General features: G+C 68.3%; 13 protein-coding genes and 1 pseudogene. 9 read left to right on the top strand and 5 right to left on the bottom strand.

The annotated features are described in order from the left end of the window. Positions 1 to 96: 96 nt before the first annotated feature. Together ligD and OG698_RS02165 are read right to left on the bottom strand one after the other, a co-directional pair. A pseudogene (gene ligD / locus OG698_RS02160) lies at positions 97 to 981 on the bottom strand (non-homologous end-joining DNA ligase); the annotation flags it as partial. A 15-nt stretch (positions 982 to 996) separates the two neighbouring features. Continuing rightward, positions 997 to 2,844 (bottom strand): transketolase, encoded by a 1,848-nt coding sequence (locus OG698_RS02165; protein ID WP_406101068.1) that lies wholly within the window; start codon positions 2,842 to 2,844, stop codon positions 997 to 999. Positions 2,845 to 3,702: 858 nt separating this feature from the next. Here OG698_RS02165 and OG698_RS02170 point away from each other — a divergent pair. The 3 genes from OG698_RS02170 (at position 3,703) to OG698_RS02180 (ending at position 5,187) form a co-directional block, all read left to right on the top strand. Beyond that, positions 3,703 to 4,494 (top strand): hypothetical protein, encoded by a 792-nt coding sequence (locus tag OG698_RS02170; protein ID WP_406101070.1) that lies wholly within the window; start codon positions 3,703 to 3,705, stop codon positions 4,492 to 4,494. 126 nt (positions 4,495 to 4,620) lie between these two features. Continuing rightward, a complete protein-coding gene (locus OG698_RS02175; protein WP_406101071.1) occupies positions 4,621 to 4,899 on the top strand; it encodes a hypothetical protein in 279 nt (92 codons plus the stop codon). Between the two features lie 27 nt (positions 4,900 to 4,926). Further along, positions 4,927 to 5,187 carry a YcxB family protein gene (locus OG698_RS02180; RefSeq protein ID WP_406101072.1) on the top strand — a complete coding sequence of 87 codons (261 nt, stop codon included), beginning with the start codon at positions 4,927 to 4,929 and terminating at the stop codon, positions 5,185 to 5,187. Between the two features lie 265 nt (positions 5,188 to 5,452). Here OG698_RS02180 and OG698_RS02185 read toward each other — a convergent pair whose 3' ends face one another. Beyond that, positions 5,453 to 6,652 carry an RNA-guided endonuclease InsQ/TnpB family protein gene (locus OG698_RS02185; protein WP_406101073.1) on the bottom strand — a complete coding sequence of 400 codons (1,200 nt, stop codon included), beginning with the start codon at positions 6,650 to 6,652 and terminating at the stop codon, positions 5,453 to 5,455. Between the two features lie 284 nt (positions 6,653 to 6,936). On the opposite strand from OG698_RS02185, the gene OG698_RS02190 reads away from it, so the two are divergent. Then, on the top strand, positions 6,937 to 7,221 hold the full coding sequence (locus tag OG698_RS02190; RefSeq protein WP_406101074.1) for a hypothetical protein: 285 nt from the start codon (positions 6,937 to 6,939) through the stop codon (positions 7,219 to 7,221). A gap of 262 nt (positions 7,222 to 7,483) precedes the next feature. Continuing rightward, positions 7,484 to 9,688, top strand: a complete 2,205-nt coding sequence (locus OG698_RS02195; protein ID WP_406110781.1) for an N-acetylmuramoyl-L-alanine amidase — start codon at positions 7,484 to 7,486, stop codon at positions 9,686 to 9,688. A gap of 506 nt (positions 9,689 to 10,194) precedes the next feature. Here OG698_RS02195 and OG698_RS02200 read toward each other — a convergent pair. Further along, on the bottom strand, positions 10,195 to 11,034 hold the full coding sequence (locus OG698_RS02200; RefSeq protein WP_406101075.1) for an enoyl-CoA hydratase/isomerase family protein: 840 nt from the start codon (positions 11,032 to 11,034) through the stop codon (positions 10,195 to 10,197). A gap of 529 nt (positions 11,035 to 11,563) precedes the next feature. Between OG698_RS02200 and OG698_RS02205 the strand changes: the two genes are divergently transcribed. From OG698_RS02205 to OG698_RS02215, 3 genes are all read left to right on the top strand, one after another. Then, complete coding sequence (locus tag OG698_RS02205) at positions 11,564 to 11,815, top strand: zinc-binding dehydrogenase (RefSeq protein WP_406110783.1); 252 nt, start codon at positions 11,564 to 11,566, stop codon at positions 11,813 to 11,815. Positions 11,816 to 12,222: 407 nt separating this feature from the next. Then, positions 12,223 to 12,567 (top strand): hypothetical protein, encoded by a 345-nt coding sequence (locus OG698_RS02210; protein WP_406101076.1) that lies wholly within the window; start codon positions 12,223 to 12,225, stop codon positions 12,565 to 12,567. Between the two features lie 413 nt (positions 12,568 to 12,980). Next, positions 12,981 to 13,637 carry a YceI family protein gene (locus OG698_RS02215; RefSeq protein WP_406101077.1) on the top strand — a complete coding sequence of 219 codons (657 nt, stop codon included), beginning with the start codon at positions 12,981 to 12,983 and terminating at the stop codon, positions 13,635 to 13,637. Positions 13,638 to 14,152: 515 nt separating this feature from the next. On the opposite strand, the gene OG698_RS02220 is transcribed toward OG698_RS02215, so the two are convergent. Further along, a complete protein-coding gene (locus OG698_RS02220) occupies positions 14,153 to 15,943 on the bottom strand; it encodes a SpoIIE family protein phosphatase (RefSeq protein WP_406101078.1) in 1,791 nt (596 codons plus the stop codon). A gap of 841 nt (positions 15,944 to 16,784) precedes the next feature. On the opposite strand from OG698_RS02220, the gene OG698_RS02225 reads away from it, so the two are divergent. Then, positions 16,785 to 17,558, top strand: coding sequence for an oxidoreductase (locus OG698_RS02225; protein WP_406101079.1), 774 nt, complete (start codon positions 16,785 to 16,787; stop codon positions 17,556 to 17,558). The last annotated feature ends 3 nt before the right edge of the window (positions 17,559 to 17,561 follow it).

Consider the following 17,561-nt stretch of genomic DNA (forward strand, 5'->3'; position numbering starts at 1 on the left):
CACAAGGGGCCGGACAGGACGGCCGCCACACTCGGTCGGTCGGTTGTCACCCACGGAGGGATGCCAGTCGGCCGCACGGCCGGTCCCAGGGTCGGTCCGTCCGTGCGTCATCAGCCCTGCCCAGGGATTGGCGCGGCCCTGCGCGGCGGCGTCCGCGATCGTCCAGCGCTGGGCGTCCAGCCGTGGATCGTCCAGTTGGCTCCATGAGATGGGCACGGCGACCGGTGCGCCGGGCCTGGCGCGGACCGCGAAGGGAGCCACTGTGGTCTGCGCGTAGGCGTTGCGCTGCACGTCGAGGTAGAGCCGGTCGCCGCGGTCCTTCTTGCGGGCCTGGGTGGTGAGGTCGTCAGGGTGCGCGTCTGCAAGGGTGTTGGCGACGTCCATGGCGAAGTCGCGTACCTCGTCGAAGGCGTGGCGCCTGGCGAGGGGGACAACAACGTGCAGACCCCGTGAGCCAGTGGTCATCAGCCCGGACGGGAGCTTCAGCCCGTCGAGCAACTCCCCCAGGAACCTTGCCGCTTGACGCACAGAGGTGAAGCCACCCCCGTCCGCCGGGTCGAGGTCGAAGACCAGGCGGTCCGGCCGGTCGATCCGGTCGGCTCTGGACAGCCAACGGTGCAGCGTGAGGCAGGCCTGATCGGCGAGGCGGACGAGGGTCGCGGTGTCCTCGCACACGGGGTGGACGACCGCGCCGCCCTCTTTGGACACCTCGGCGCGTTCGATCCAGTCCGGGTAGTGGTCCGGGATGTTCTTGTGCATGAACTGGGGCCCGTCGATCCCGTCCGGGTGCCGTTCCAGCATCAGCGGTCGGCCACGCAGATGCGGCAGCATGAAGGGTGCGACCGCGCGGTAGTACTCGACGAGGTCGCTCTTCGTGTACGCCTCGCCAGGGCAGCTCCCGCTCGCGGGAAACGGCACCTTGTCCGGGCGGTGGACGTCGACGGTCCGACGGCCCACACGGACCGTCTCGGAGCTGGTCATCTCGGTGTCCTCCGGTCAGCGCACGACGGCCGTCTCGACCACCAGCCGCGCCGCCGCCGCGATCGACTCGGCATCGATACCGGCTGCGTGCAGTTGCTCCGCGGGACTCGCCGAGCCGGGCATCGTCCGGACAGCCAGCCGCACCAGTCGCGGCACGGGACGGCCGTCGGCAAAGGCGTCGAGCACCGAGTCCCCGATACCGCCCTCCGCACGGTGGTCCTCCACGGTCAGGAGGCAGCCGGTGCTTTCGGCGGCCTCGCGCAGGGTGCTGCGGTCGACGGGCTTGACGGAGTAGAGGTCGATCACCCGGACGTGGACGCCCTCGCGGTCGAGCAACTCGGCGGCCTTCAACGCCTCGTGGAGGGTGACGCCCGCCGAGACCACGGTCAGCCGGTCCTCGCCGGAGGCGCGCAGCACTTTGCTTCCGCCGATCGGGAACTCCTCGGTGGGGCTGTAGATGACGGGAGTGTCGCCGCGGGAGGTGCGCAGATAGCGGATGCCCTCGAGGTCGGCCATCTCCGCGACGAGCTTCGCCGTCTGGTTGGCATCGCACGGATACAGCACCGTCGAGCCGTACATCGCCCGGAACATCGCCAGGTCCTCGAGCCCCATCTGCGAGGGCCCGTCCTGGCCGATGGCGACGCCCGCGTGCGACCCGACCAGGTTGATCCCGGCCCCGCTGATCGCGGCCATGCGCACGAAGTCGTACGCGCGGGTGAGGAACGCGGCGAACGTGGAGGCGTACGGCACCCAACCGCGCGTCGCCATCCCGACCGACGTGGCGACCAGTTGCTGCTCGGCGATGTAGCACTCGAAGAAGCGGTCAGGGTGCTCCTTGACGAAGAACTCGGAGCGCGTGGAGTCGCTCACCTCGCCGTCCAGGGCGACAACGTCGCCACGGGCGGTTCCGACAGCGGCGAGCGCCCGCCCGTAGGCGTCGCGTGTGGCGACCTCGTCGCCGGTCTCGTAACGGGGAAGGTCCGCATGGCCCGAGCCCACGGGATGCAGCATCCGTGCGGCGGACGGATGCTGCACCTCTACCCGTAGGTCGCGTACGCCGCCGAGTTCGGCGATCGCTTCCTCGGCGTCCGGCAGCGGCTTGCCGTGCAGGCCCTCGCGGTCCTGGACGGATGCCACGCCCTTGCCCTTGAGGGTGCGGGCGAGGATCGCGGTCGGCTGCCCGGTGGTGGACAGGGCCTCGTCGTAGGCGCGGTCGATGGCGTCGACGTCATGCCCGTCGATCTCGACGGTGTGCCAGCCGAAGGCCTGGAAGCGGCGCGCGTAGGCGTGCAGGTCGTGTCCGTGCCGGGTCGGGCCGCGCTGACCGAGGCGGTTGACGTCGACGATCGCCGTGAGATTGTCCAGGTGCTCGTAACCCGCGTGCTCGGCGGCCTCCCACACGGAGCCCTCGGCGAGCTCGCTGTCGCCGCACAAGACCCAGACGCGGTATCCGGTTCCGTCGAGCCGTTTGCCGGCCAGCGAGATGCCGACGGCGACGGGCAGCCCCTGTCCGAGCGAGCCGGTGGCCGTCTCGACCCACGGCAGCTGTCGTGGCGTCGGATGCCCTTCGAGACGGCTGCCGAGCCTGCGGAAGGTGAGCAGCTCGGTGTCGTTGATCGCGCCGACCGCCTTGTACGCGGCGTACAGCAGCGGGGAAGCGTGCCCCTTCGAGAGTACGAACCGGTCGTTGCCGGGGTGTGCGGCGCGGTCGAAGTCGTAGCGCATGTGGTGCGCCAGCAGGACGGCCATCAAGTCGGCAGCAGACATCGACGAGGTGGGATGCCCGGAGCCCGCGGCGGCGGAGGCGCGGATGCTGTCGACACGCAACTGCTGGGCGAGTTCTGAAAGTTGACGGGTATTCATGTCACTCCTTCCGAGGGGTTGTCGCACCGGACAGGGCTCCCACTACCCACGCCGGCGGTTGCTTGCGCACCGGCGCGCCGGTGAACAAGTGCCCGTACGCGGCAACCTCCGTACCCGTGTCCGGCCCCGACAGCCACGAACGTGCAGCGCGAGAACCAGCGCCCGGGGTCGTCGGCAACGGCGGGACGAGCTCGACCTGCCTGATCCCGTGGTCGCACAGATGCGGCGCCTCGGGCGGCCCGTGTACGCGGCGACGCCTGGAAGAGGCAACAGTTTGTTGCCGCTCCGGGCAGTCTTACGCCGGGACGCCCGGGACACAGTGCAGGCCGGCTGACACCCGGCGAAGTCGGCGCCGCCGATCCCGAAGCGGGGTCGAACCACTGTTCGCCTCCGAGATGGTCGCTCTTACGCGCTTATCGCGTCCCCCTGACATGAGCGTCCAAACGTGCAGCAGTGGTCCCGCATCCGTACTTCCAGGGCCACGGACCCCCGGGTTGCGGGACACCCATTCCTGCGCACTGCCCGGCAGCACCTGCGCGTCGCAGCGCACCCATACGCCCTGAAATCGTGTCCGAGAGGTCGCCGGCGGAGCTCCAAGACGTCATATTCGCTGGTCACAGCATTGGTGTCGTAGCTGACCGCGGATGATCTGAGGGCCGCGCGCTGACGGGGACACGGGCGCCCGTCCGTCACCTCTGACGCCTCACCGACAATGCTGAGGACCGAAGCGCCCCGATTCGGTGGTGCCGCGGACCGATCCGCGCCCGCCGGGTCGTACCGCGCGGTACTACGTGACACCACTGCCCTGCGCACGTCCGTTCAGGTTGCGTACAGGCTCAAAGTGCCATCGTGCGGATCATGACCGCACAGCACGTCCTCGACGACCGCCCCCTCGCCCCCGTACGCCGGATGGCGAACAAGGTGCCAGAGGTGACCATCTACTTCTGGATCATCAAGGTGCTGACCACCGGCATGGGTGAGACGGCGTCGGACATCCTGGCCCGCACCCTCGGCCCGGTACCGGCGGTCGCGCTCGGCGGCCTCGCTCTGGTGGCCTCCCTGGCCGTCCAGTTCACCCTCCGCCGGTACGTCGCCTGGGCCTACTGGACCGCCGTCGTCATGGTCAGCGTGTTCGGCACCATGGCCGCCGACATCCTGCACATCGGGCTCGGAGTCCCGTACGCCCTGTCGACGCCGGCCTTCCTCGCCGTACTGGCCGCGGTCTTCATGCTCTGGTACGCGAGTGAGCGGACTCTGTCGATCCACTCCATCCAGACGCGCCGCCGCGAGGCGTTCTACTGGGCGGCCGTCCTCGCCACGTTCGCCCTCGGCACCGCCGCGGGTGACCTCACCGCCACCGCCGGCTTCGGCTACCTGGGGTCGGTCGTCCTCTTCGCGGTCGGCATCTGCGTGCCCGCCCTCGCCCACCGCTTCGGCGCCCTGAGCGCGGTGACCGCGTTCTGGACCGCGTACGTCATCACCCGCCCCCTCGGAGCTTCCCTCGCCGACTGGATGGCCCTCGGCCACGCCCGCGGCGGCCTCGGCCTCGGCCTGGCGCCGGTCACCCTCGCGTGGACCGTCGCGATCATCGGATTCGTCAGCTACATGGCCATGTCACAGCGCGCCACGGGCGCCCACACCGCAGCCTGAGGACCAGGGCGCGCAACGCGCCGTGGAGCCTGGCTCCGAGGCTCGCGGCACCGTGCGCAACGGCGGCCGGCCGCCCCAGCACCGAAGTCCGGTACGATCCGCACTTCTTCATACCGGGGAGGGATCATGGCCGAGAGCGGCGGCGCCGAAGGCACCGACAACAGCGCGAGAACCTATGACGATGTCGTGGACGAACAGACCGCGGTCCGGCTGGTGTACCGGCCTCAGCCTGCCGACGCACTGGTCGGCCTGCGGGTCCGCGAGCGGATCAAGCGGACCGGGCTACTGCTGCGAGGTGTCTTCCTCGCACTGTGGGTGGGGCAGTGGCTGCTCTCCACCGTGGGCCGCGGGAGTATCGACGTGCTCTCGACGGTCCTGTTCTTGTTCGTCGTACTGGTGGTGTAGGGGTATCCGCGGCTGCAAGCCGCACAAGTGCAGCGGATCGTCGGATGGCAGGGCGAGTACCGCGCCACCGTGTCTCCGGCCGGGATCACCTGCCGCACCGACCACAGCACTCTGATCCAGAAGTGGTCCGTCTTCCGGGGCTACCGGGAGACGGCAGGTCACTTCGTCCTGCTCAGCCGGGACCCCAACATCTCGTGGCTCGGTGTCCTTCCCAAACGGGGCGTGCATGAAGGTGAGGACCTCGACCGGCTGCGCGCCATTCTGGACGAGCACACCCCTCGCGTGTGACGGACTCGAAAGGCACCACCCACGGACAGGCCTGACCCGTGAGGAGTGTCAAGTTAACAGCCCCTTTCGCATCCGGTGACAGCGGAGCAACGGGGCTCGTTGACATCGTGTGCGAGATATCAACGAGCTGGTGAACACGGCGTCGTCGGGGTCGCGGCGTCTGGTGTGTCCCCCGCCCGGCCGCCGGCACACCATCCGAGAACATGTGCTTTGACGTCCTCCCCCCGCTGAAGCAGGGGGATTCCTAGCTCACTTTGCCTGGCACCTAGCAGGTGGCAGGGCTTACAAGATCAGCACTAGCCGGGTTGAGACCAGCCCGGACGAGCATCACGCGGGCGGAGTTCTTGTCCCTGGGCGACACGGTTCCGCACGCGGTGCACGTATACGTTCTCTCGGAGAGAGGTAGACGATGCTTGGCTCTCGCACCGCAGTGCGCACAGTCCATGGTGGTGTGCGCAGGGCTGACGAGGTGCACGGCGCGGCCGTGTTTACGGGCCATCTCGACCAGGGCGCTCTTGGTCGCGCCGATCGCAGCGTCAGCGGCCTTGCGGGCCATCGTCGACTTCGCCAGGAACTTCGGGCGGAAGTCCTCTACCGCCAAGGCGTCGTGGTCGCGGACCACACGCTTGGCCCACTTGCGGGCGGTGTCCTGGCGCTGCCGGGCCACCTTCTTGTGCAGCTTCGCCGCCTGCTTCTTGGCGCCCTTGTAGCCGTTCGAACAGGGCTGCTTCTTCGGCTTCCTGCGGGCCATCATCCGCTGGTAGCGGGCGAGGCGCTGCGCGGCCTGGTGGCCATGCTCGGGATGGGGAAGGTCGTAGTCGTCGGATGTGGTGGTCGCGGTCTCCTTCACACCCCAGTCGATGCCGATCACGCAGCCGGTTTCGACAAGCGCCTGGGTGCTGGTGGCGACCACGAACGAGGCGTACCAGTGGCCGAGACTGTCGCGGTAGACGCGCACGCTGGACGGCGGCTCGGGCAGCTCACGCGACCACACGACCGTCGCCGCGATGCCGCCGGCGAGATGCAGACGGCCGTCTTTCACCCGGAAACCGCGCCGGGTGTAGTTCAGGCTCGGGCCGGCCTGATGCTTCTTCTTGTACTTCGGCATACCGGCCCGCTGCCGCATCGGCAACCCGGCCTTGATGTCTTTCAGTGCCTTCGCCCGGGACTTCGCGAAGTCCCGTATCAACTGCTGCTGCACAACGCTGGAGCCCTCACGCAGCCACGCGTTCGCGGTACGGGCCGCGGTCAGCATCTTGTCGAGCTGCGCCGGACCGCACGTTGTCGTCTCGCCGGTGGCCTTGTTGTGCAGATGCACGGCCCTCGACTTGGCCACCGACTCGTTCCACACCCAGCGGCAGCGCGCCCATTCCGCTTCCAGCGCGCGGATGGCCGTGGACGACAGGCGCAGCCGGAAAGTGTAGCGGGCGTGCCCGCCACCGGCCGTCAACGCTCCGGTCGTCATGAAGCACAACCTATCTGGGAGGACTGACAGTTGAGAACAACTGATCTCGGTGGGGTTCCTCATCATCACGCGGGGTGGACACCGGATCGCCCTGACGACGATCCGTCTTTCTCTGCCCTGCTCCGCAGGAGTCCAATTCCTCCCCGGCCCAAAGGCCGGGGCATCCTCGGAGGAATCCGGTGAAAGGGCTGGCACTTGCCTCGGGAGCCCTGGATGATCGCCGGTGCAGTGGCCGCGCGAGACGAAGTGGCATCCGGGTGCTCGGGACGGAGCGGGAGAGGCCCATGGAATGGTTCATCGGAATCGGTGTGCTCGGAGGCTTGGCACTCATCACCGCAGGCGTGGCGTCGATGCGCACAGGCTGGACGCCGCGCTGGAGCCGAGTCACCCGGCCCTCGGTCTACGGACTCGGAACACTGCTGGTGGGTGTGCCCTGCGTGGTGCAGGGGCTCTTCTACTTCCGAACCCTGCCAAGCCCACCCTGGGAGGTCCGCTTCTTCGGACTCAACGTCCTTGTATTCTCCGGGCTGATCCTTATCGGAGTGAGCCAGATGCGACACAGAAGGTGAACTCCTCACCAACTTCCGACGACCCGCACGCGCTGGTCGCCTCGAGCCGGCCAACTCCCGGGATCGCCACCCCACATCACGCGAAGTGACCTCCGTCACCTCACTCAATGGCGAGGTGACGTTTGCCGGCTGGGCCGCGCTGTCTGAGTGAGCCACCCCGTGACGGAGGTGCCTCACCTGACTTTGGTAAGTGGCCCATCGCGGCCTTCTATTGGGGTGGATCGTCTTGAGTCGTACCTCGCGTGCATACAGACCGCTGAGCCTGAAGCGACGGGCGTGGATCACGCTCGGCGCGGTGGTGCTGGGTGGAGGGGGCCTGGTGACCTACGCCGTGGCCACCCCTTCCCAGGATCCAGGAGCGGCGGGCCGGGCCAAACGGCCCGTGAAGGTCTACGACCTCGCGCTGAAGGGCACCACGAGCGGCAAGCGTGAGCTGCCGGGCACGCAGACCAAACAGTTCTCGATGCTCGGCGTCTCCTGGACCGACGCGACCAAGCGGCTGCACGGCAGCGCCCAGGTGCGCACCCGCAGCCTCGAGACCGGAGCGTGGACCGCCTGGAAGGACCTCGAGGCGAACGTCGACCCGTTGGAGGGTCCCAAGGCCGGGGCCGAGATGCGCGGCGCGTCCGAGCCGCTGTGGGTCGGCCCCTCCGACGGCGTCCAGGTCCAGGTCGTCCACAAGAACGGCTCCTCCGACTCGGGCCTGCCCAAGGGCCTCGAGGTCAACCTGGTCGACCCCGGCGTGGCAACCGACGCCGAGATGAAGGCCAAGCCTGCCGCCTACGTCGCGCCGGCCGTCAGCGACAGCGCTTCGCCCACCGACTCGGTCACGCCCACCGACTCCGCGTCCCCGAGCGAATCCGCCGTCCCGACCGCGCCCGCGTCGGCTTCCTCCACACCGAGCACGTCCGCGAGCCCGTCGGCCACCATCCCCACGGCTCCCCCGTCCACCGTGCCCGAGCCGTCGATCACCTCACGGGCCGGCTGGGGCGCCGACGAGTCGCTCAGCCCCGACCCGTCCGAGTACAACCCCGATGTGAAGGCCGTCTTCGTCCACCACAGTGACGGGACGAACGACTACTCCTGCGCCGACTCCGCGTCGATCGTGCGGGGCATCTACGCGTACCACACCCAGACCAACGGCTGGAACGACATCGGCTACAACTTCCTGGTCGACAAGTGCGGCACGATCTTCGAAGGCCGCAAGGGTGGCGTCGACCGGCCGGTGCTCGGCGCGCACACGTACGGCTGGAACCGGGAGTCCACGGGCATCGCGGTGCTCGGCGACCACACCTCCACCGGCGCCACCAACGCCGCGCTGACCTCTGTCGCCCGTATCGCGGCCTGGAAGCTCGGCCAGTATAACGCCGACCCGGTCTCCACCGTGAAGCTCACCGCCGGCGCGACGCAGACGAACTACTTCGGCACCAGCTTCACGGCGGGCAGCCAGTACACGTTCAACCGGATCTCCTCCCACCGCGACGGTTACAACACCCAGTGCCCCGGTAGCTCCCTCTACGGCCAGTTGCCGACGATCCGCGCCTGGGCGTCCGGCCCGGTGCAGGACCTGAAGGTCACCTCGCTGTCCGGTGCCGGGCAGTCCGGGTCGACGTACTACACCAAGGGCGCCATCACGGCGAAGTGGTCGACGACGACGCCCGGTTCGCTGATCTCCAAGTTCGAGCTGCTGGTGGACGGCAAGGCTGTCGCCACCGCATCCGGTACCGCCACCTCGGTGGGCACCACCCTCGCCCTGGGCACCCACACCGTCGCCGTGCGGGCCGTACACCAATCCGGCAAGACCACGACGACCACGGCGCTGAACGTGGTGGCGGAGACGACGGCCCCGACCTTCACCACCGCACCGAAGCTCTCCCTGCGCACCGGCACCGTCAACACCACCTCCGTGCCGGTCACCCTCGGCTGGAAGGCGACCGACAACACCGCGCTGAAGTCCGTGAGCCTGCTGACCCCGACGACGGCCACCTTCGGACCGACGACGGCCAGCTCCAGCCGCACCGCCGCGTCCGGCACCGCGAGCACCTGGTCGATGAAGGCCGACGACTACGCGGGCAACACCCGTACATCCTCCGCCTCCTTCACCCCGATGATCCTCCAGGAGACCTCGGCCACCAAGTCCGGTACCTGGACATCCCGTTCCTCCACGAGCTACCTCGGCGGCAAGTCGTACTCCAGCGGTTCCAAGGCCGCGAGCCTCACCTGGACGTTCACGGGCCGCTCAGCCTCGTGGGTGGTATCGCGGGCGTCCAGCTCCGGGCAGGCGTACGTATATGTCGACGGCGTCAAGGTCAGTACCGTCGACCTGAAGTCGTCCAGCACCCTGTACCGCCAGGCCGTGTGGACCAAGTCGTGGTCCAGCAGCGCCAAGCACACCGTGAAGGTCGTGGTGGTGGGCACTAGCGGTCGTCCGACGATCACGACGGACGGACTCGTCTACATCAAGTAGCTCCCCGCCCTGCAACACGGCAGCGGCCTTCACGATCGGACCAGGTCCACCTGATCGTGAAGGCCGTTGCCGTTTGCGCCCCACGCTCTGGTGTCCGTGACGAGCACGGTCGCCGGACAACGCGACTCAGCGGCCTGCAACCGACTGATGCCCCCTCACCGCGGCCACCGACCGCCTTCCAGACCTTCCTGGACCAGCTCGGCATCCCTCGGTCGAAGTCATGGCGAACCCTGGGCAGTTGACCTCACCTCCAAGGTCCCCGACAGAGTCGGCCCAGGGCGTCCGATGGCCGCAGGACAGTGAGGGCGCGCAAAGTCAGGGTGCCCAAGCCACCGCAGGTCCTCGGATGCAGATCTCGTGTGATCTCGTGTGTTCCATACGTGAGCCGGCTGCTGTTTCAACGGCCGTGCCGGTGCTCCGTTTCGCGTGGCCGGCTGGTCAACGTCATAGCCCCGGATCGGGGGACTTGCAGGCGACGCGTCGGATGCGTGGTTTCGTCGTCTGCATCAGTCGACGGCCTTCAACTCGCCCAGCGCGTCACCGAGGTCGAGCTCGGTACGGCCACGGGTCTGGAAGCCCTGTTTGAAAAGCTCTGCCGTGCGCTGCTGTGCTGCCTCACCCCGAACGAGTTGCTGGAACAGGGCAGCATCTGCGCGCACATCGGCAGGAGTAGCCAGGCTGATGGCGTTGATGGCCGATTTGGCGGCAACCAGCGCATCACGCGGGAAGCCCCCCATTCGCGCGGCGATGCCGGCTACGAACTCGTCCAGCTCGGCGTCGGGCACCGCGCGGTTGATCCATCCGTAGCGTTCGGCGAGTTCGGCATCGAAGTCGGCCGACGTCAGCACCGCTTCGAGCGCTCGGCCCCGGCCCAGCAGACGGGTCAGGTGCTGGATCGCTCCCGCGCCGGGCGGGGTGCCGATGCCCACTTCGGGCTGGCACAGGACAGCGTTCTCCCGGGAGGCGAAGCGCATGTCGCAGGCGAGGAGGAACTCGCTTCCCGCCCCCCGTGCCCGGCCGCGCAGCTTGGCAACGGTGACGGCCGGGATCTCGCTGAGTCTGCGGAACAGCATCCCCAGGGAGGCATCGCCCGGACCTCCGGCTTTAGCGGCTTCAGCGGTGTACTCGGGGACTTTGGTCAGGTCTACGTGCGGGAAAAAGAAGTCGGGGTCCGCGCTGTCGAAGACCACCACTCGTGCAGTCGCCGGTCGGGAAAGCTCCTCGAGCAGTCCGACGAGATCGCGCACGACCTCGGGACCGATGAGGTTGATCGGCGGGGCGTTGAAGGTGGCGGACAGAACATTGCCGTCCAACCTGGTGCTGATGGTTTCGTACGAGGCGGTCATGCCCTCTTCCTTTCGGTGCACATCACGGCCCGGTGGCAATCCCGGCTGTCAGGGCTCGCACTCCTCGAATCGCAGCACGGCCGATGCGGCAATCTCCTTCCCAGCCGCTGTACACGTTCAGGCAGTGGTCTCGACCCGACCCGGCGCTGACACCCCTTCCACTCTCTCCCGGATCGCTCACTCGCACAGCTCTCTCCCCGATCACTCACTCGCACAGCCCTGGAGCGTGATTCCCGCACGCTGAACGCACCCCGGATCCCTGCAGCGACTCCTCCACTCTTGGCGTCTGGTTGATGCAACCGCACGATGCCTGCTCAGGCGTCCCGCCCCTCCCTGAATGGCCGAGGGGCCGACTGAAGTACGCAGGGGCCAACTAACGCACTCAGTCACTACAAGGCTGTGACTGAGCGCCGTAGGTGACCCGGCCGGCCAATTACGGTGCTCAGTCGGGCCGGATGAAATCGCTCGCGAGCGCCTGGTCGTCATAGGTCTGCAAAACGGCCTCGACGACAACATCAACCTTGCCGACCTGGTCTTCAAGCGCCTCTCGGTGCACGGCACCACCCTGCGCACCCGGTCCAAGGAGCAGAAGGCCGCCATCGTCACCGAAGTCCGGGAGAAGGTCTGGCCGATGGTCGACAACGGGTCCGTGCGGCTGGTCGTCGAGGATCAGCTGCCCCTCGACGAGGCCGCCGAGGCGCACCGGCGGATGGAGACCGGCGGGCACACTGACAAGATCCTGCTGGTGAACGACCAGAAAGCACGACTCTGGTTGCCTTGACCTTCGGCGACGGCAATTTCGGCGACGTCACCAAGGGCGCTCTGGTATGCCTCGGCGTTGCCCGGTTCTTTCTGCCAGGCGCGGATGGTGACGGTGGAGGACTGGTGCAGTCCGTTCGCGAAAGCAGCCACCGCGGCAGGGTGCGGCCGATCTTGGGTGTCGACATCGCCGCCACCCCCTCACCCCGAACCGACCGCCCAGGCCCGCTCGGTCAAAGAATCCGGTCACGGCCATCACCCCCTGGCTCTCAGCCTGTCGCCCAACGACCAGCATCGAACGGCACGCCGGCCGGGCCACCGAGGCCTGAACGCCGTCTCAGGAACGACAAGAGTGCACAAGCAGCTGACACGCGCGGTACCTGCGGCCACACTGTTGATCAGTTCAGCGACCTCACCGGAGGAGACCGGATGACCGCGAAGGACGACGCGCCAAGCCGCCCGTTCCTGATACCCAAGGCGCGGCTCGCGATCGGCTCGGTCACAGCTGTGCTCGTAGTCTTCGCGGCCGGCTACGGCGTCGGCACAGCGACCAGCGGTCACAGCAAGGGCACCCAGCGCGAGAGCCGGGCCGACGTCTACCGGGACGGATATTTGGCGGGGCAGAAAATATCGGGCGCCGGTGAGGAGATCACAGCCGGTGCCGCCCGGGAAAACTGCAGTGAACTCTTTTACCAAGCCCCGTACCTGGACGAATGGCAGAGTGGTTGCCTCGCTGGAGCACAGCACCTGGCACCGTATCCACCCTCGAAGTGAACTACACAACTCCCCGCCCGCCTTCGAACAACCGGCCCAACGAGCCACCCGCACAAGGGTCCTGGCGGACAGCAGGACGGCTTCCACACGATCGGCGCGTCGCCCCGGACATCGGAACGGGGCTGGTCCCTGCATGCTGGGGACAGCCTCTTGTTCACGAGTTCGGGCTGCGAGGGGCGGTCACCGAGTTCGCCACGAACACCGACCTCGCCACCTCACCGAACCGCGCAGTGACTTTACGTGAAGACGCATCGCCGGACAGTGCATCCACACTCATGACGATCCTGGGTCGATCCTGTGCATCTTTGCAGGCCACGACAGAGATATCGGACGAGGCCACCCATCTCCCCGCCCACCCCCTCCCCACACCGTGATAACACGGAGTAATCAAAATCGAGGAGGGCTACGACCGCATGGGTATCTTCAACCGTCGCCAGAGCGCGACCATCGAGCCGACACCTACCGCCGGCCCCCGTACCCCCTTCCCCGACGACGCCGCCGGCGCCACGCTCGACCCCGCCCTTCGCGCACTGACCGGGCAATGGACCATCGACCGCCCCCACAGCCGCATCGGCTTCTCCGTACGCCACGCCATGGTCACCACCGTCCGCGGCGCCTTCACCGACTACGACAGCACCCTGTACTTCGACGGAGCCCGCCCCTCCCAGTCCCGCGCCGACATCACCATCCGGGTCGCCAGCGTCGACACCGGCGTCGAACAACGCGACGCCCACCTCATCGGCACCGACTTCTTCGACGCCCGCCGCCACCCCGAGATGACCTTCCGCAGCACCTCCACCACCCACGAGGGCAAAGAGACCTTCCGCATGACGGGCGACCTGACCATCCGCAGCGTCACCCGCCCCGTCGAACTCCAACTCGACTACCTCGGCTCCGTCCTCGACCCCTTCGGCTACGAACGCGCCGGCTTCGACGCCACCACCACCATCGACCGCACCCAATGGGGCCTCGTCTACAACCAACGCCTCGAAGCAGGCGGCACCATGGTCAGCGAAAAAGTCCGGCTGCAGTTCGACATCTCCGCCATCCGCTCCACACCCATCGCCTAGCCCCACCACCCCGCACGAAAGCCTCGCTCTCGCCTCACCCACCACCCGACAGGCGGAAGCACAGGGCCCTAGTGACAGGCCAGGAAGAACCAGAGGCCGCCCCGTCCTCCGCGGCCGCCGCACCTCCACGACCTTCGGCTCGTCCACCATCCTGGCGAACTCGGCGCCAGCGAGGCGCTCGTAATCGGGAGCACCGAAGGTGATCTCCACGGACACGGGACCGCTGACACGAGTCCGACGACGAGGTCATCGACCGCACCTTGGCCGTTCCGGGAGTGGCGGGCAGGCGGGTGAAGTCCCTGAACCACGACACCGGAGCCCCGTACGCATCACGCAACGGGCGGCGTGACGGTCCACAACGCGGCGCAGTGGCTCGCCGGGCGGGGACGTCTTCACGGTCAGCATCGGCAGCGACCTCACCAGGGCGCCATTCGGGCGAGGATGGCACGGCTCCGGGCTGAATCGGCTGACGGGCGCGGCGGAGAACACAGCGGCGACGCTCGGTCGGCCGCGGGTCAGGGTTCTTCCGGGCCCTCCTCGTCGAGTTCGAACCAGACCGTCTTCCCCTCCGGTTCGGGGCGGATGTTCCACCGGTGGGCCAGCAGGTCGAGGAGGACGAGTCCGCGTCCGGAGGAGGAGAGTTCGCCGGGTGCGCGCCGGTGCGGGACCTCGTCGCTGTGGTCGGTGACCTCCACGCGCAGTCGTCGCCGGCCTTGGGCAGCGCCGCTGATTTCGGCCCGAAGGACAGCGGCATGATCGGTATGGATCAGTACGTTCCCGAGAAGTTCGGAGACGAGCAGGAGGACCGTGTCGACCTGCTCCGGCCGCGCCCAGTCGTGGAGCAGGCCCTGGAATTCGATCCGTGCGTCGGCGAGTCCCTGGGCCTGATCCTGTTCGAGGGTGAAGCGCAGGTGCCGCCCGGCCCGGTTCGCATGCACATCCGACGGGTCGCGGCGCAGGAGCAGCAGCGCGATGTCGTCCTCCGTGAAGGAGGCGCCGGGTTGGTCGCCCGGCTGTGCGGGGGACGGGGCCACGACCGCGTTCAGAAGCCGGTCCGCCAGGCCGTCGAGGTCTTCGGGACCGCCCGGAGTCAGCGCATTGCGCACACGGAGCCAACCGGAGTACATGTCGTGTCCGCCGGACTCGATCAGACCGTCGGTGCAGAGCATCAGGATCTCGTTCTCACGCAGGGAGAGGACACTGACCGGGTAGTCGTCCTCCCCCAGGTCGAGCCCGAGGGGCAGGCCACCCCGCACGTGTTTGAGCAGACAGGTTCCGTCCGGCAGCCGCAGCACGGGATGCGGGTGCCCGGCCCGGGCGATGCGCAGGATGCCGGTGGCGGGATCGGCCTCCAGGTAGATACAGGTGGCGAAGCGGCCCTCGCCCAGTGACGTCAGGAAGCGGGACGCGCGCACCAGGACGGCGTCGGGGCCGTGGCCCTCGGCGGCGTAGGCGTGGATGGCGGTGCGCAGTTGCGACATCAGCCCGGCGGCCTGCACATCGTGGCCCTGGACATCGCCGATCACCACGCCGAGGCGGCCGCTGGGCAGGAGGATGCTGTCGAACCAGTCACCGCCGACCATGAGACCCCCGCCGGTGGGCACGTACCGGCCGGCGACGGTGAGGCCGTCGACACCGGGGTCGATCCGGCTCATGCTGCTGCGCAGGCCCTGGGAGAGTGCGCGGTCAGCCTGGCCGTCGTACGACTGCTCGATGCTCTGGCCGAGCAAGCGGGCCACGGTCAACAGGAACGTGCCCAGACCGCCGGTCATCGGTACCGGGGCGTCGAAGGCCGCCATCCATACGCTGGTGAGGTGGCTGTACGTCGTCAGGGGCAGGAAGGCCCAGGCCTCGTACCCCTGCTGTCCTGCGAGTTGCCAGGCGGACGGGAAGCGGTCGCGGTACTCCTGCGGGGAGGCCAGGAAGACGGGGCGCCCGGTCCGGGCCACCTGCGCGGCCGGATGAATCGTGCCGAGAGGCAGTCGAAGCGCGTCGACCTCGCCGTCGCGGAAGCCGACCTGTCCCCCACACTTCAGGACTTCGCGGTCGGACCGGAACACCGCCTGACCGCACAACGGCAGGGTGGCGTCGGCCAGCTGGGAGATCAGGGTGAGCGCCTCCCCGAGCGACGCGGCCCGCGCCAGGGCGTGCCCCGTCACGAGCAGGTCGGCTCCGCGGTGGCGCGTCCGCTCGGACGCCTTGCCGGACCCGGCGGCGGTCGGGCCCGCCAAACGGTTGAGACTCGCGAGCTGGCGCACCTCGGCGTTGTACTCCTCGGAATCGCCGTGCTCGCGCCCGCCACCCACCTGCGGCACTCCCGTCTACTCGGCGCACTCTGCCTTTCCCGCTCCTCCCATGGTCCGTCGATCCGCCCTGCCTCGCCTGCTCACCCACGCCCCGGTGCCCTTCGACCTCCCGATCCGGATCGAACGCGTTGACGGATGCGGACCGGCGGAACGGAGATCGGCAGGCACCGCTTCGACGACGTTGTTGAGGTTCAGTCGCGGCTGAGGTGCGTCGGCCCTCGAATGCGATCCAAGACGCCGAGAGGGCGAGGCGCTGGGGGCATCGCCCTGCGCTGCTGCCCACCGGGACGGTGGGCTGGCAGCGCTCTGCGCCATCGGGACGACCACAGCGGGTGCTACGCGTCCGGTGCACTGAACCGGCCCCCGGATTTCGCTCGAGCAGGTCGACACCGAGCAGCAGACGGCCCAGCAGAGTCAGTCCACCGACCATTGCCACAACGCCGTGCAAGGGCTGGGCCATTCGTCGTGCTACGTACGCCTGTCCAACATTCTTGCTCTGCCACGTCTCGGCGTCTCATGGGGGACTCGCCACGTGATCATCCCACCGGGGGCTACGGATGTCGTCTCCGCCTACATCCGTAGCCCCCGAAACCGGCTCGCACGACAGCGTCACCGCACCGGTCCTGCTCACCGACGTCCTCACCGCGGCAGCCGTCCGGGGTGCCATAGGGATTCCCTATAGCGCCTGCTGACCTTTCGTCTTTGCCTCTCACTATTTTCCGTACGTACCGTGAAACAGCTCGACGAGGTGCTCACCGCGATTTCCCGAGAAATCGCGCTCTGCGCATGTCGACCCTATTCCGTCGAGCGGACTGACACGCGAATTGAGAGGACCGGTGGCATGACCACGATCGAGAACGGATCGGGAATGCGAGAACTCGCGGGAAAGCGGGCCCTGGTCACGGGTGGTTCTCGCGGCATCGGAGCGTCCGTCGTGCGCCAACTCCTGGACGCTGGTGCCGAGGTGCTCACGACTGCCAGGTCGGCGACGAGCACGGTGCCGGAAGGGGCCACCTTCCTGGAGGCCGATGTGCGGACACGGGCTGGAGCACAGGCGCTCGCCGCGGCCGCACAGGAGGTACTCGGCGGGGTGGACGTCCTGGTCCACAACGCGGGTGGGGCGCGGCCGTACGAGGGTAGTTCGGCGATCCCCGACGAGGAGTGGCAGGACGCGCTGGACTTGAACTTCCTGGCGTCGGTGCGGCTGGACTCGCTGCTGCTGCCGGGGATGCGGGAACGGCGTTCGGGGGTGATCGTGCACATCTCGTCGGCCGCGGTCCTCACCCCAGTAGGACCGTTCCTGCACTACACGGCGGCGAAGGCGGCGCTGGAGAACTACAGCCGGGGACTGGCCTTGGAACAGGCCCCGTTCGGAGTCCGGGTCAACTCTGTGTCTCCCGGCAGAGTCGCCACTCCCGGTGGCGAAGAGACGCGGGAGCAGTGGGCGCGCCTGGATCTGGCGCCGGGCCAGAACGACGCCACCACCGCGCCGCTGGGGCGCGATGGCCGGCCCGACGACATCGCCCAGGCGGTGCTGTTCCTCGCGTCCGGCCGGGCGAGCTGGCTGACCGGGAGCTGTCTCGTCGTGGACGGCGGCGAATTCCCCAGGGGCTGATGC

This window comes from Streptomyces sp. NBC_01003 (genome assembly GCF_045162695.1).
GTDB lineage: Bacteria > Actinomycetota > Actinomycetes > Streptomycetales > Streptomycetaceae > Streptomyces.

Bases quoted from the DNA above. Each gene is read 5' to 3' on its own strand.
- OG698_RS02165 (WP_406101068.1), bottom strand. From the start codon at position 2,844: ATGAATACCCGTCAACTTTCAGAACTCGCCCAGCAGTTGCGTGTCGAC.
- OG698_RS02170 (WP_406101070.1), top strand. From the start codon at position 3,703: ATGACCGCACAGCACGTCCTCGACGACCGCCCCCTCGCCCCCGTACGC.
- OG698_RS02175 (WP_406101071.1), top strand. From the start codon at position 4,621: ATGGCCGAGAGCGGCGGCGCCGAAGGCACCGACAACAGCGCGAGAACC.
- OG698_RS02185 (WP_406101073.1), bottom strand. From the start codon at position 6,652: ATGACGACCGGAGCGTTGACGGCCGGTGGCGGGCACGCCCGCTACACT.
- OG698_RS02190 (WP_406101074.1), top strand. From the start codon at position 6,937: ATGGAATGGTTCATCGGAATCGGTGTGCTCGGAGGCTTGGCACTCATC.
- OG698_RS02200 (WP_406101075.1), bottom strand. From the start codon at position 11,034: ATGACCGCCTCGTACGAAACCATCAGCACCAGGTTGGACGGCAATGTT.
- OG698_RS02210 (WP_406101076.1), top strand. From the start codon at position 12,223: ATGACCGCGAAGGACGACGCGCCAAGCCGCCCGTTCCTGATACCCAAG.
- OG698_RS02215 (WP_406101077.1), top strand. From the start codon at position 12,981: ATGGGTATCTTCAACCGTCGCCAGAGCGCGACCATCGAGCCGACACCT.
- OG698_RS02225 (WP_406101079.1), top strand. From the start codon at position 16,785: ATGACCACGATCGAGAACGGATCGGGAATGCGAGAACTCGCGGGAAAG.